This is a genomic window from Microbacterium sp. LKL04 (assembly GCF_900102005.1).
GTDB lineage: Bacteria > Actinomycetota > Actinomycetes > Actinomycetales > Microbacteriaceae > Microbacterium.
Window position 1 is genome coordinate 2,189,221 of sequence record NZ_LT627736.1, and the last position, 12,818, is coordinate 2,202,038.

8 protein-coding genes are annotated in these 12,818 nt (G+C 71.7%); 4 read left to right on the forward strand and 4 right to left on the reverse strand.

What is annotated here, in order from left to right:
* Window positions 1–113 precede the first annotated feature (113 nt).
* Window positions 114–2,246 carry a beta-galactosidase gene (locus BLP38_RS10680; protein ID WP_091357195.1) on the reverse strand — a complete coding sequence of 711 codons (2,133 nt, stop codon included), beginning with the start codon at window positions 2,244–2,246 and terminating at the stop codon, window positions 114–116.
* A gap of 177 nt (window positions 2,247–2,423) precedes the next feature.
* Here BLP38_RS10680 and BLP38_RS10685 point away from each other — a divergent pair, with 177 nt between their 5' ends.
* Complete coding sequence (locus BLP38_RS10685; RefSeq protein ID WP_091359782.1) at window positions 2,424–3,206, forward strand: alpha/beta fold hydrolase; 783 nt, start codon at window positions 2,424–2,426, stop codon at window positions 3,204–3,206.
* A 48-nt stretch (window positions 3,207–3,254) separates the two neighbouring features.
* Here the strand turns inward: BLP38_RS10685 and BLP38_RS10690 are convergent, their stop codons facing one another.
* Complete coding sequence (locus BLP38_RS10690; RefSeq protein ID WP_091357197.1) at window positions 3,255–4,118, reverse strand: AraC family transcriptional regulator; 864 nt, start codon at window positions 4,116–4,118, stop codon at window positions 3,255–3,257.
* 93 nt (window positions 4,119–4,211) lie between these two features.
* On the opposite strand from BLP38_RS10690, the gene BLP38_RS10695 reads away from it, so the two are divergent.
* Together BLP38_RS10695 and BLP38_RS10700 are read left to right on the forward strand one after the other, a co-directional pair.
* On the forward strand, window positions 4,212–7,436 hold the full coding sequence (locus tag BLP38_RS10695; RefSeq protein ID WP_091357199.1) for a DUF5107 domain-containing protein: 3,225 nt from the start codon (window positions 4,212–4,214) through the stop codon (window positions 7,434–7,436).
* Entirely contained in the window at window positions 7,433–8,737 is a 1,305-nt protein-coding gene (locus BLP38_RS10700; RefSeq protein WP_091357202.1) for a cellulase-like family protein, read from the forward strand. Before BLP38_RS10695 ends, BLP38_RS10700 begins: the two co-directional genes overlap by 4 nt.
* Window positions 8,738–8,750: 13 nt before the next feature.
* Here the strand turns inward: BLP38_RS10700 and BLP38_RS10705 are convergent, their stop codons facing one another.
* Entirely contained in the window at window positions 8,751–9,686 is a 936-nt protein-coding gene (locus BLP38_RS10705; RefSeq protein WP_091357204.1) for an NADP-dependent oxidoreductase, read from the reverse strand.
* Between the two features lie 107 nt (window positions 9,687–9,793).
* Between BLP38_RS10705 and BLP38_RS10710 the strand changes: the two genes are divergently transcribed.
* Entirely contained in the window at window positions 9,794–10,282 is a 489-nt protein-coding gene (locus BLP38_RS10710; RefSeq protein ID WP_091357207.1) for a MarR family winged helix-turn-helix transcriptional regulator, read from the forward strand.
* A gap of 110 nt (window positions 10,283–10,392) precedes the next feature.
* Here BLP38_RS10710 and BLP38_RS10715 read toward each other — a convergent pair whose 3' ends face one another.
* Window positions 10,393–12,687, reverse strand: a complete 2,295-nt coding sequence (locus tag BLP38_RS10715) for a rhamnogalacturonan lyase (protein ID WP_425312234.1) — start codon at window positions 12,685–12,687, stop codon at window positions 10,393–10,395.
* Between the last annotated feature and the right edge of the window lie 131 nt (window positions 12,688–12,818).

Sequence of the window (12,818 nt, forward strand, 5' to 3'; positions counted from 1 at the left end):
GCCGTGATCGCCAGTCGGTGCCGAGCGCCGAACCCACCCCTCTGCGCGCGAGCCCACCCCCTGCATCCCGTTCGCAGAGGGTGGGTTCGAGCGCAAGGGGTGGGGTGGATGCGTCAGACGCGCACGCGCGAGCGCGGCTCGAGCTCCGAGCGCACGATCGCCGCCCCCACGGGCGGCGTGCCGGGGAACCGCACCGCCCCGGACGGCTGCCCCGGCAGGATCTCGATCCGCAGCTCGGTCGCGTCGCCGCGGAGGGCTGCCGGGATGCGCCAGGGACGCCCGGTCCACAGGGCATCGGAGACGAGCCGGTCGCCGACCCACGCGCGGGCGATATCGCCGGTCCACTCCAGGCGCAGCGCGCGCTCGTCGGCTGGATCGACCGCGAGCGCCATGACCGCCGCGGCATCCCAGTCCGTCGGGATCGACGCGCGGCCGCCCTGCTCGGCGCCGGCGGGCGGCGCCCCGGCGGACCGCCCAAGGGTCACAGCGACCTCCGCCGCATGCCCGGGCTCGACGTCGACCGCCACCCACCCGTCATCACCGAGCACCTCCACACGGGGCGCCGCGGCCGCATCCCCCGTGAAGGTCACCTCGCCGTCGTCGGTCACGACGGCACCGGGCGCCCAGACGAGCCGCCCACCGGCGAGCGCGACGGCGTCGGCATCCGTCTCATCGAGCACGAGCACCCGCGCGACGACACCGCCGTCGCGCGACAGCTCCCACAGGCGCCCGCGCTCGGAGGCGACCTCCGCGACGTCCGCGTCGGCAGAGAGCTGAGGCGGGATGCCGTCGGTCGCCGCCGCGACCAGCAGCGGCACTCCCCGCCACAGCACCTCGGTCACCGGTTGTGCGGTGAGCCAGTGCACGGTCGCCTCGCCGAGCGGCATCCCGAACGGCCAGGCGAAGACCGCGCCGGTCGGGATGTCGACCTCGGGGAAGACGGTGTCGCCGACCTCGAACCGCACACCGTCGTGGGCGGGCAGGTCGACCCCAGGATGCCGGTTCACGACGAATACGAATCCGCGTCGCCCGTCCGAGCGCACCGACCAGCGCAGCCCGGTGAGGTCGGGCGAGTCGACGGCGTCGTCGGCGAAGAAGGCGGGCATGGTGGCGAGCGCCGATCCCCACTGCGCCAGCATGAGGTGCTGCCGGCGGAGCGCCGCCCAGCTCGGCCGCGTCGCGCCGTCGACCTGGACCGGCGCACCGAAGTCGTAGGCGATCTCGGGGAAGTCGTTCGGTCCGGCCGCGGCGTGCGACTCCTGCAGGCCGCGGCGCGGATTCCGGCCGTCGGCGTACATGTAGTACCCCTGCCAGACGCTGCCCGAGGCGAGCTTGGCCATCGCGAGGGCCGCGACATCGGCGGCGGGCACGTCGAGACGGCGGTGGTAGGCCGAGGTCATGCCCGAGCCGAGCTCGCAGGTCGTGAACGGATGCGGCGCCCGCACCGCTTCGGCCACGGGCGCGCCGGCGCGGTGGTCTGCGCCGATCGAATCGTCATCGCGGCGCGGCGACGGGTAGAAGTTCGCGTGGCTGCGCAGGTCGGGCTCGACATCGGCGTCGACCCAGAATGACTCGGGGTATCCGCCGTAGACCGGCAGGAATCCGTCCGGTAACTGGGCTCCGCCCCACCCGGTCGCCGTCCAGATCGGCGCGCGCAGGCCGAACCCCTCCGCCATCTCGCGCAGCCGGGTGAGGTGGTCGGCGCCGTCGTACAGCTCGTTGTCGACCTGGATCGAGAACAGGGGGATGCCGCTCACCTGCCGCGCGAGCTCGGTGTACCACCGCTCGACCTCGGCGAGGTACGCCGGGTCGTTCGTGCGCAGCGGAAGCCCTGAGTCCACGAGCCAGTCGGGCAGACCGCCGTACCGCGCCTCGGCGTGGGCGTACGGGCCGATCCGCAGGATGAGCCCGAGACCCGCGTCGCGCGCCGTCTCGAGGAACGCGCGCACGTCGAGTCCGCCGGTGAAATCGATGCGGCCGCGCTCGGGTTCGTGATGATTCCACAGTGCGTAGGTCGACACGTGGGTCAGGCCGCCGGCGCGCGCGGCGGTGAGCACCGGCATCCACTTCTCGCGGGGGATGCGGGAGTAGTGGATCTCGCCGGTGATCGGGAAGACCGGGATGCCGTCCTGTCGAACGGACTGGACCGTCACCTCGACGCCGGAGTCATCACCCGCCGATGGGCGGATGTCCGCGAGCTCGATCGCGGCGGGCGGACGGACGGTGAGGGCGTGGACGCGCGTCATCGGGACTCCAACGGGGGCGGGGACGGATCCGAGCCTATGAGCGCATGCGGACGCGGCGAGTCGAGGTCGTCGGATCGTCCAGGCATGCCGTCGGCGACGGTCGTCCTCCACGCCCCGTCGGCGGATGCCCGAGGCGATCCGGCCCTCCCTGGATCCACGCGGGATAGCGTTGCGTGGGTGACGCTGAACCACATTCGACGCGGGAACGGCAGCCCTCTGCTGCTCGTACACGGTCTGGGCGCAGGGTTGCGGTCTTGGACCCCGATCCTCGACCGACTGGCGGAACACCGTGAGGTCATCGCCGTCGACCTACCCGGGTTCGGTGAGACTCCGCCCTTGGCCGGTGAGGTCTCGATCGCCACGTTGGCCGACTCTGTCGCGGACTTCATCCGCGAGCAGGGGCTGGACGGGGTCTCGACCGCAGGCCAGTCGATGGGCGGCCGAATCGTGCTCGAGCTCGCGCGGCGAGGGGTCGGCGGTGACGCTGTGGCGTTGGACCCGGGCGGCTTCTGGAGTCACCGCGAGCTCGTCGTCTTCGGCGCAACGCTGCGGCCCTCGATTGCTCTGGTCAGAGCGCTGCGAGGCATGCTGCCGGCCCTGCTGGGCAACGCTGTCGGAAGGACTGTGCTGCTCGCGCAGTTGTCGGCGCGGCCCTGGGCCCTCTCGCCCGAGATCGTGCTGCCGGACGTGCGCGGACTGGCCGATTCGCCGTCGACCGGGGCCGCCATGAACGCCCTCACAAAGGGACCCAAGCAACAGGGTGCCCCGGCCGGGACGGTACCTGGCCGGGTCACGATCGGGTGGGGGCGGCGTGATCTGGTGACGGTGCCCCGTCAGGCCTCTCGAGCCACAGAACTGTTCCCGGACGCCGTCCTGCACTGGTTCGAGCGCTGCGGCCACTTCCCTCAATGGGACGCGGCGGATGAAGCAACCCGACTCATTCTCGACGGCACCCGCTAGCGTCCGCAGCCTGCTCAGACGACGACTGCGCTCGCGAAGGTGGACCGATCACCCCTTCCCCTGCCCCCGGTACGCCGTCGGCGACACCCCGTGGGCGACGCGGAACCTCCGCGAGAAGTAGAACGCATCGTCCATGCCGACGCGGCGCGCGACCTCAGCGACAAGCAGGTCGGTCGTATCGAGCAGGTGCCGGGCATGCGCCATCTTCAGTGCAAGGTGGTGCGCGATGACCCCGCCGCCGGTCGCATCGCGGAACAGGGCGGCGAGGTGCGAGGGCGACACCCCGACCATCGCCGCGAGCTCACCCACGTGCACGGTGCCGTCGATGCGCTCCTCGAGGTAGCGCAGCGCCCGCTCCACGGGCGTCCCGTGCTCCGGTAGCAGCCGGTCGACCGCGAGCTGCGTGAACAACCGCCACGCCATCCCGGATGCCGCGACCATCCGCGCCGGCGTCGTGTCTCGCGCCAGCGAGGTCGAGATCTCGTCGAGCAGGGCGGTCGCCCGCTCGACGGCGCGCAGCGGCAGCACCACGCGGTCCGCGGACACACCCGCGGCCTCGACCAGCTCCGGCACGTCCGAACCGCGCACGTGGCACCACCAGATCGTCCAGGGATCCCCGGCATCCGCCCCATAGGAGTGCGGCAGACCACCCGGGATGACGATCGCCGTCGCCGACCCGACGCGCGTCCGCTGACCGCCCGCCTCAACCCATCCGGCCCCCGACACGCAGACGATGACGATGGTTTCGGGAGCACCCGTGGGGCGATGCCGGCCGTGGCCCGCCGCGCGTGGGAAGTAGCCGGCATCCGTCACCACCATCCGCCGGGTCACCGGCTTGGCGAGGGCTGCCTCGACGACGGGACGCGGCACGACGCTCAGCCGCTGCCGCTCGAACCCCTCCGCGCGCTGCATCCCTTCATCCTGCCGCACCGCATCGTCGAATCGTCCATGTCGACCGCACGCGAACCCATGGCTCGAGCTTGCCGCCCCGCATAGATTCGCCCCATGCCCGACGCTGCGCCCAGCCGCATCCTGCTCCCCGACGCCCCCGCCGACCAGCAGGCGCTGCTCGACGACAGCGGGGTCGCGTGCTGGTCCGAGGACGTCATCATCGACACGTACGAGCCCGGCGACCCCGACCCGTACCCGGCGTTCCTGGACCGGCGCGTCTACCAGGGCTCGAGCGGGCGGGTCTATCCGCTGCCGATGATCGAGTCGATCTCGCACGAGAAGCGGCCCCGCGCGTGGCGGGCGATCCACCTCGAGAACGCCTACGTCCGGCTGATGCTCCTGCCCGAGCTCGGCGGACGCATCCACATCGGCTACGACAAGGTCGCCGGTTACGACTTCTTCTACCGGAACAACGTCATCAAACCGGCACTCGTCGGCCTCGCCGGGCCGTGGATCTCGGGCGGCGTCGAGTTCAACTGGCCGCAACACCACCGGCCGGCGACGTTCCTGCCCGTCGACAGCCGCATCGAGCGAGAGGACGACGGCGCGGCGGTCGTCTGGCACAGCGACCTCGACCCGCTGCAGCGGATGCGGGGCGTCCACGGCGTGCGACTGCGCCCGGGATCATCGCTCATCGAGCTCGACGTGCGCCTCCACAACCGCACCGACGTGCCGCAGACCTTCCTGTGGTGGGCGAACGTCGCCGCCCGGTCGCACGAGCGGTACCAGTCCTTCTTCCCCGACGACGTGAGCTACGTCGCCGACCACGCGCGTCGCGCGATCACCGCGTTCCCGCGCGCCGACCGGCCGTACTACGGCGTCGACTACCCCACCCTCGCGGCCGAGCGCCCCGACGCCGACCGCATCGACGTCTACAGCAACATCCCGGTTCCGACGTCGTACATGATCACCGACACCGACGACGGGTTCTTCGGCGGCTACGACCACGCCGCCGATGCGGGCTTCGTGCACTGGGCCGACCCCGCGATCTCACCGGGCAAGAAGCAGTGGACATGGGGCGACGGACCCATCGGACGCGCGTGGGACGACCAGCTCACCGACACCGACGGCCCCTACGTCGAGCTCATGGCCGGCGTCTACACCGACAACCAGCCCGACTTCGCCTGGCTCGTCCCCGGCGAGACGAAGGCGTTCTCGCAGCACTGGTTCCCGATCCACGCGATCGGCCCGGTCCGGCAGGCGACGACGGATGCCGCGGTCTCGGTCACGACCGACGGCGGCCGGTCGCGCATCGGCGTGATCACGACGCGCGCGCACGAGGCGGCGCGCGTCGAGGTCGAGCTCGAGGACGGCGAACGGGAAATGTTCGAGGTCGCCGTCGGACCCGGCTCCCCCGCCGCTATCGAGGTCGCTGGGAGCGCAGTCGCGGTGGCGCTGGTCGCGGGCGACGCGACCCTCGTGCGATGGGTCCGGCGCGACGCGGAGCCGATCGAGCCCTGGGTTGCGACGGCGCCCGAGCCGGCCGAGCGCATCGCGGGCATCGACGAGCTGCTGCTCACCGCGACCCACCTCGTGCAGTACCGGCATCCCACCCGGTCGCCCCTCCCCTACCTCCACGAGGCGCTCCGGCGTGATCCGGACGACGCCCGCGCTCGCACGATGCTCGGTTCGTGGCACCTCGCGCGGGGTGAGTACACCGCGGCGCGCGAGCACCTCGAGGCGGCGGTCGCCCGCGAGACCCGCCGCAACCTCAACCCCCGCGACGGCGAGGCGCACTACCTGCTCGGGCTCGCGCTCGAGCGTCTCGGCGAGCGTGCCGACGCCGATCGCCGATTCGCGCGCGCGGCGTGGAACGCGGTGTGGGCGGCACCGGCATCCCTCGCCCGCGCCCGTCTCGCTCTGGCGGACGGTCGACCGGCCGACGCCCTCCGACGTGCAGACGCCGCCGGGCCGATCGCCGAGGCCCAGCGGCTCCGCGTGCTCGCGCTGCGCCGGCTCGGCCGGGACGTCGCCGCCGCACTCGATGCCCTGACCGCGGCGGACCCCCTCGACCCGATCACGGGCTGCCTCGCTGGCTCCGCACCGTCGGACCCGCGCGCCGCGCTCGACGCCGGCGCCGAGTTCGCCCGCGCCGGCGCGCTCGACGAGGCCCTCGCCGCGACCGAGCGCGAGGCGACCGGCGACGCCGGATTCGGCAACCTCGAGCCGGTCCGGCTGATCCTCCGCGCAGCGTGGGCGGATGCCGCCGGTGGCCCCGACCTCGCCGCCACCGAGCGCGCCGCCGCCGACCTGCTCGACCTCGGGGGCGCCTTCCCCGCCGGGCTCGACCAGCACGATGCCCTCGTCGCCGGCACCGCGGCCGGGTCCTCCGCTGCGGCAGGGATGCTCGGCGCCTGGCTGCTCGATGCCGGTCGCGACGACGACGCCCGCACGGCTCTCCAGCGCGCACGGGACCTGGGCTGCGACGACCCGGTCATGCTGCGCAACCTCGCCCTCGCGACGGTCCGCACCGGCGGCGACCCCGCCGACGCGGCCGACCTGTACGAGTCCGCGCTCGCCCGCCGCCCCGACCCGCGCCTCGTCCTCGAGCGCGACCTGCTCGCGCAGCTGACGGGGACGGATGCCGCCGCCCGCCTCGCGCTCATGGAACGCCACCCCGCCGCGCTCGACGCCCGCGACGACCTCGCGGTCAGTCACGTCGGGCTCCTGCTCGACGCGGGCCGACTCGATGACGCGTGGCGGATCCTGACGACGCGCGTGTTCCGCCCGTTCGAGGGCGGCGAAGGCGTCGTGCTGGCCGCCTACGACCGCGCGGCCTGCCTCCTGGCGCGGCGATTCTGCGCCGAGGGCCGTGCGGACGCCGCCGTCGCACTGCTCGAGGCGGGCATCGACGCCCCCGCGAATCTCGGCGAGGGGCGGCATCCCGCGGTCCCTCAGGCCGAACGACTCGTGGCCCTCGGCGACGCGCACCGCCTCGCCGGCGACGACGACGCGGCCCGCGCCGCCTGGGAGCGGGCCCGCATGACGACGCCGCTCGCGGTCGCTCCGCGTCCCGCCGACGAGGCGACGTTCTGGATCGGCGTCGCCCACACGCGCCTCGGCGAGCGCTCGGCAGCGGAGACGATCTGGGATGCGCTCGACGCGCGCGCCACGCAGATCGAGGCCGCACCCGACGAAGTCGACTACTTCGCGACCTCGCTGCCGGAGCTGCTCGTGTTCGATCTCGACACCCCCGACCGGCGACGGGCGCAGGCCGCCGCGCTGCGCCACCTGGCAACCGACGGCCGCACCATCGCGAACGAGAGGATGAACGCATGACCGATCGCTACCTGGGGTCGGGCAATCTCCCCGAAACCCCGTACGGGCCGACAGGACCCGTGCCCGCACACCTCCCCGACCGTCTCGCGATCACGCTCTGGGACTTCTCCTGGTACACCCGCGCCGGCGAGGGAGACGTGTACGCCGACCTGGATGCCGCCTGTGCCGACGCGGCCGCGCTCGGCTACAACGCGATCCGCATCTGCGCCGCTCCCTTGCTGCTGTTCGGTGAGCTGGGGCTCGACGACCTCGCCCGGGGCCTCGAGATCGAGGGGCTGGGAACCGCGGCATCCGGCGGGTACTACGGCCAGCGCACCCGCTGGTACGACACCCCCGGTGGCTACGCGCTCGACCTGTACGCGCACCTCGAAGCGCTGTTCGCCGCGGCGCGGCGGCACGGGCTGGTGCTGATCCTCGCGAGCTGGGAGTACCAGCAGTCGCCCGCGTTCGCGGCGTCGTCCCGGTGGTTCGACGCCATCGACGCAGTGCCGCTCGCGGATCGGTACGCCGTGCTCGGCGCCGCGTGGGATCGGATGCTCGCGTGGATCGACGAGCGCGGCTTCCGCGATCTCGTCGCCCTCGTCGAACTTCACAACGAGGTCGACTTCTCGATCCTCCCGGCGCTGAGCGACGGCGGCGCGACGGAGGTCGAGCGGCTGCGGACGCGGCATCCCGATCTGCTCGTCACGGCCAGCTACGGCAAGCCGCCGCACCTGGCGATGCACCGGGTCCCCGAGGGTCTCGGAGCCGCGCAGTTCCACGTCTACAGCTACGGCGTGCTCGACGCCCTCCAGAAGCGCATCGACATCCGCTCCGAGGGGAGCGGCGACTTCCCGAACGCCGAGCTGCGCGCCCTGCTGCGCGCCGATGCCCCGTCGTTCGCGGAGTACGGCCGGCCCGCCGAATGGAAGCTGCGCGCCACGGTCGTCACCGATCAGATGATCTACGGCTACGACTGGGTGGATGCCGCGGCCTGGGACGCGTGGCTCGACGCCGAGTACCCGCGCTACGCCGAGGTGATGCACCGCGAGATCGAATCCCGAGTCATCGCGATCGCCGAATGGGCGCGCTGGCGGGGTGTGCCCGCGGTGATCGGCGAGGGCTGGGTCGGATACACGCCGCTCCACGGCGGGTTCGAGGAGTCCGAGACCGGGCGCGACCTGGCGGAACACGGCATCCGGACCGCCCTCGACCGCGGCGTGTGGGGCGTCGTCCTGTGCTCGAACGCCGCCCCGCACCACCCGATGTGGCAGCTGCGCGAGTGGCAGCAGCGCGTGAACGCGCTCGTCCGCTCGCGCTGAGCCGCGGGCCCGATCACGCACCCGGCGTGACGACGATCTTCCCGTGCACCTGGCCCGCCTCGAGCCGGGCGTGCACCTCGGGCAGCGCGGCGAGCGGAACGCGCTCGGCGATGTCGACGCGCAGCTCGCCGGCGTCGACGAGGCGGACGAGCTCGGCGAGCTGATCCCGGTCGCTGCGTACGAACACCGTCAGCCCTCGAACGCCGCGCGTCTCGTCCGAGGGGGTCGCCATCCATGCGGTCGTCGAGACGACCACACCGCCGTCGCGGACCCGCGCGGCGAGCGCGACGAACTCGTCTGCACCGATCGGGGCGAGGTTGAGCACCACATCGACCGGCTCGTCGACGGCGGATGCCGCCGAGGTCGTCGTGTGGTCGATCACGCGGTCCGCACCGGCATCCGTCACGGCAGAGAAGCTGCGCGAACTCGCGGTCGCGATCACCTCGGCACCGGCGCGCTTCGCGAGGCGCACCGCGTGGAGACCGACGACGCCGCCGGCCCCGGCGATGACGATCCGCTGCCCGGCCTGCAGATCCGCGTACTCGAAGAGCGCCTGCCACGCGGTCAGACCCACGGACGGAAGACCGGCGGCATCCGCCAGCGCGACCGAGGTCGGAGCCGGTACCAGCGCTTCGGCCGGCGCGAGCACGTACTCAGCCGCCGCGCCGTCATCGGTCATCGGCAGGAACCCGATCACCTGGTCGCCCTGAGCGAAGCCCGTGACGCCGTCGCCCAACGAGACCACGGTCCCCGAGACGTCGTAGCCCGGGGTGTGCGGCAGGGTGATCGGGATCGGCAGTCGCCCGAAGCGGATGCCGTTGTCAGCGGGGTTCACGCCGGCGCCCGCCACGCGCAGCGACACCTGCCCGGCGCCCGGCGTCGGCGTCTCGACGTCGTCGAGCGTCAACACCGACGGGTCACCGGTCTCGAAGAAGCGCATCGTCTTCATGGTCTATCCTCTCGTTGTGCTTCGAATCTGAAGCAATGAGATGACTGTAGCGCTGCTTCGAGTTCAAAGCAAGTAGTTCGAAATCGAAACATTGGTACGCTCGACGGATGAGTGGAATCAGCGATGCCGACTTGGACGCTTACTTCGCCGTGACCGAGGTGGGCAACCTCCTGCGGCACGCCGTCGAACAGCAGCTGAAGGATGCCGGCGGCCTCAGCTACGTGCAGTTCCACGTCCTCGCGACGCTCGGCGATGCCCCCGACGGCAGTGCGCGCATGACCGACCTCGCCGACGGCGTCGTCTACAGCCGCAGCGGCCTGACCTATCAGGCGCAGCTGTTGGAGTCGCGCGGCCTCGTCACGCGCGCCCCCTCCGTCGACGATGAACGCAGCGTGACGGTGACGATCACGGATGCCGGTCGCGCCCTGCTCGCGACGGTCTTCCCCGGGCACCTCGAGATCCTCCGCGGCTACTTCCTCGCGCCCCTGGCCAACGGCGAGGCCCGCGTGCTGGCCGACATCCTCGGGCGGGTCCGCGATCACATGCGCGCCGCCCCACCCCGCTCCGCCGCCCCGCGTCGCCGCAAGACCGACTGACGCGAGCACGCCGGCACCGAACCCACCCCCATGTCGCGAACCAGCCCTCTACGCACGGCGCGCAGAGGGCTGGTTCGGTCGGACAGGGTGAGCTCGACGACTCGTCGAGATCAGCGCAGCGGCACGTCCGCGAAGGACATGTCGGACGCCAGGTAGAAGTCCGTGTACGCGGGCTGGTTGTACGTCGTCTGCTGACGCGCGATCTCGGCCCGGTATTGCGGGTCGTGCATGAGCGTGTAGAGCTTGTGCTCCGTCGGCTCGGTCGAGACGTAGATGCGCAGCGCCGACGAGTCGGCCGTCCGCACGAGCAGTTCCTCGCGCCAGTCGCCCAGCACGTCGGCGACGAGGGACGGGTTGCCCTTCGTGCCGTTGTTGGTGAGGGTGCCGGATGCCGTGAGCATCGTCCCGCGCGTCCAGTCGTCGATCGTCGGGGTCACGGTCTGCGCCCCGTTCACGATCTGCGTCGTGAGGTCACCGGCCCAGCGGATCGACATGTTCGTACCCGGGTTGGTGGTCTGCAGGGTGTCCCCGTCGGCAGAGAGGAGGCCCGAGGCATCCGTTCCCGCCGGCATGCTCGACCAGACCTCGACACCGTCGACGTCTGGACGGACGTCGCCCACCATGCCGCGGCCGGTGTCGCGGCCCGAGTAGGCACCGAAGAGCACCTCGCCCGTCGCGGCATCCCGCATCGCCGTGCCGTACGGGGCGTATGTGCCACCCTCGTGGACGGTGAAGATCTCCTTGCCGGGGCGATTCGGGTCGAAGTCGCCGACGTGCATCGCGTCGCCGTGACCAAGACGCACGTTCTCGCCGGGCGTCGCGCTGCCCTCGGGCATCGTGTCGAACGACGAGTAGAGCAGACTGCCGTCATCGTCGAGCGTCGCAGAGCCGTAGACGATCTCCTGCTTGCCGTCACCGTCGACGTCCGCGGCGCTCAGGCTGTGGAAGCCCTGCGTCGTCAGCGTGCCGTATTCGGGATCGGTGCCGTCACGCCCGTGCGGCCCGTCGTTGAACGGGTTCGTCAGCGGGACGTGCCCGCTGTCGACGAACCAGCGCTTGGTCAGGTGCTTGCCGTTCCAGTCGTACGTCGCGACGGTGGAGCGGGTGTAGTAGCCGCGGGCGAAGACCGCCGACGGACGCTTTCCGTCGAGGTAGGCGACGCCCGAGAGGAAGCGGTCGACCCGGTTGCCCGGCTCGATGCGGGACATCGCGTAGTCGCCCCAGAGCAGGCCGTCGTCGCCGCGGCCCGGCTCGTAGCGGACCGTCTCGAGCTCCTTGCCGGTCTTGCCCTCGAACACGGTCAGGTACTCGGGTCCGTCGACGATGAAGCCCTCGAAGTTCCGCAGCACGTTGCGGGCGGAACGCGACGGGGCGTAGACGTCGATGAAGTAGTCGACGAGCTCCTCGGCGTCGGCGCGCGACAGCGGGTAATCGTGCGTCGGCTCGGTGCCGAGCGCTTCTTCGATCGTGGCGGGCCACTGACCCGACACGACCTCGTCGCGCTCCGACCATCCCTGGAAGACGTCGGCGAGGTGGGAGGCGTAGTCCTCGGCGCTCAGCCGGTAGTCGTCGGAGTGGGAGTAGCCGGCCTTGCGGTCGGCCTTCGGCATCGTGACGAACTCGGCCTTCTTGGCCCTGCCCTTCTTGTACTCCGTGCTCTTCGTACCCGGCGCCGTCTTCATCATGATCTCGGCCTTGCCGTTGCCGTCGAAGTCGTAGACGAGGAACTGCGTATAGTGCGCACCCGCGCGGATGTTCACGCCCAGGTCGATACGGTTCAGCAGCGTGCCGTCGAGCTCGTACGTGTCGATGTAGACCGGGCCGGTGTAGCCGACCTGCGAGACGTCCTTCGAGTTCGACGGGTCCCACTTGACGATGTACTCGTACGCGCCGTCGCCGTCCACGTCGCCGACCGACACGTCGTTCGCCGAGTAGGTGTACGCCTCGCCCGCGGGAGTGACACCGTCGGCGGGCTTCGTGAGCGGGATGTCGAGGAACGGCGACCCCTGCACCGTCGCCTTCTCGGACGGCTTGCCCTCGCGCTTGCCCTGCAGCGGCGAGACGGTGTACCTCGAGCGGTCGGTGCCGTCGGGGTCGACGTAGGTCGTCGAGTCGGTGACGGTCGCGATGCGCTTGCCGTCGCGCTTCACGACGAAGTCGGTGCCGGTGAGGCCGGTGGCCGACGCGCCGGTCGCTTCGCTCTTGAACAGGCGCCAGGTGAGGTGGACACCGTCCTCGCCCGGCAGGGCGACGAGGCCCCGATCGAGCTTCTCGAGCTGCGGCGAAGCGGCCGGCTTCGGCTTCCCGGGGCCGTGCCCCGGATGCGCCATCGCGGCCTGCGCCGGGACGATGAGGGCCGCTGCGGCGAGCGCGGCGACGACGGATGTGCGGACGGGTCTTCTCATGCTGTTCACCCTTGAACTCGATATGGAATGCGTTTTCCCCAGTCGTCCGCCGAGCCTAGGCGCGGTGTTGAATCGTGTCAATGGATGCCGGCATCCCCCCTCAGCCGCGCGGCACGAACCGCGGATATCCG

What these genes read in the sequence shown, in the direction of transcription:
- BLP38_RS10680 (WP_091357195.1), bottom strand. Translation starts at nt 2,246, where the DNA reads ATGACGCGCGTCCACGCCCTCACCGTCCGTCCGCCCGCCGCGATCGAG.
- BLP38_RS10690 (WP_091357197.1), bottom strand. Translation starts at nt 4,118, where the DNA reads ATGCAGCGCGCGGAGGGGTTCGAGCGGCAGCGGCTGAGCGTCGTGCCG.
- BLP38_RS10695 (WP_091357199.1), top strand. Translation starts at nt 4,212, where the DNA reads ATGCCCGACGCTGCGCCCAGCCGCATCCTGCTCCCCGACGCCCCCGCC.
- BLP38_RS10700 (WP_091357202.1), top strand. Translation starts at nt 7,433, where the DNA reads ATGACCGATCGCTACCTGGGGTCGGGCAATCTCCCCGAAACCCCGTAC.
- BLP38_RS10705 (WP_091357204.1), bottom strand. Translation starts at nt 9,686, where the DNA reads ATGAAGACGATGCGCTTCTTCGAGACCGGTGACCCGTCGGTGTTGACG.
- BLP38_RS10710 (WP_091357207.1), top strand. Translation starts at nt 9,794, where the DNA reads ATGAGTGGAATCAGCGATGCCGACTTGGACGCTTACTTCGCCGTGACC.
- BLP38_RS10715 (WP_425312234.1), bottom strand. Translation starts at nt 12,687, where the DNA reads ATGAGAAGACCCGTCCGCACATCCGTCGTCGCCGCGCTCGCCGCAGCG.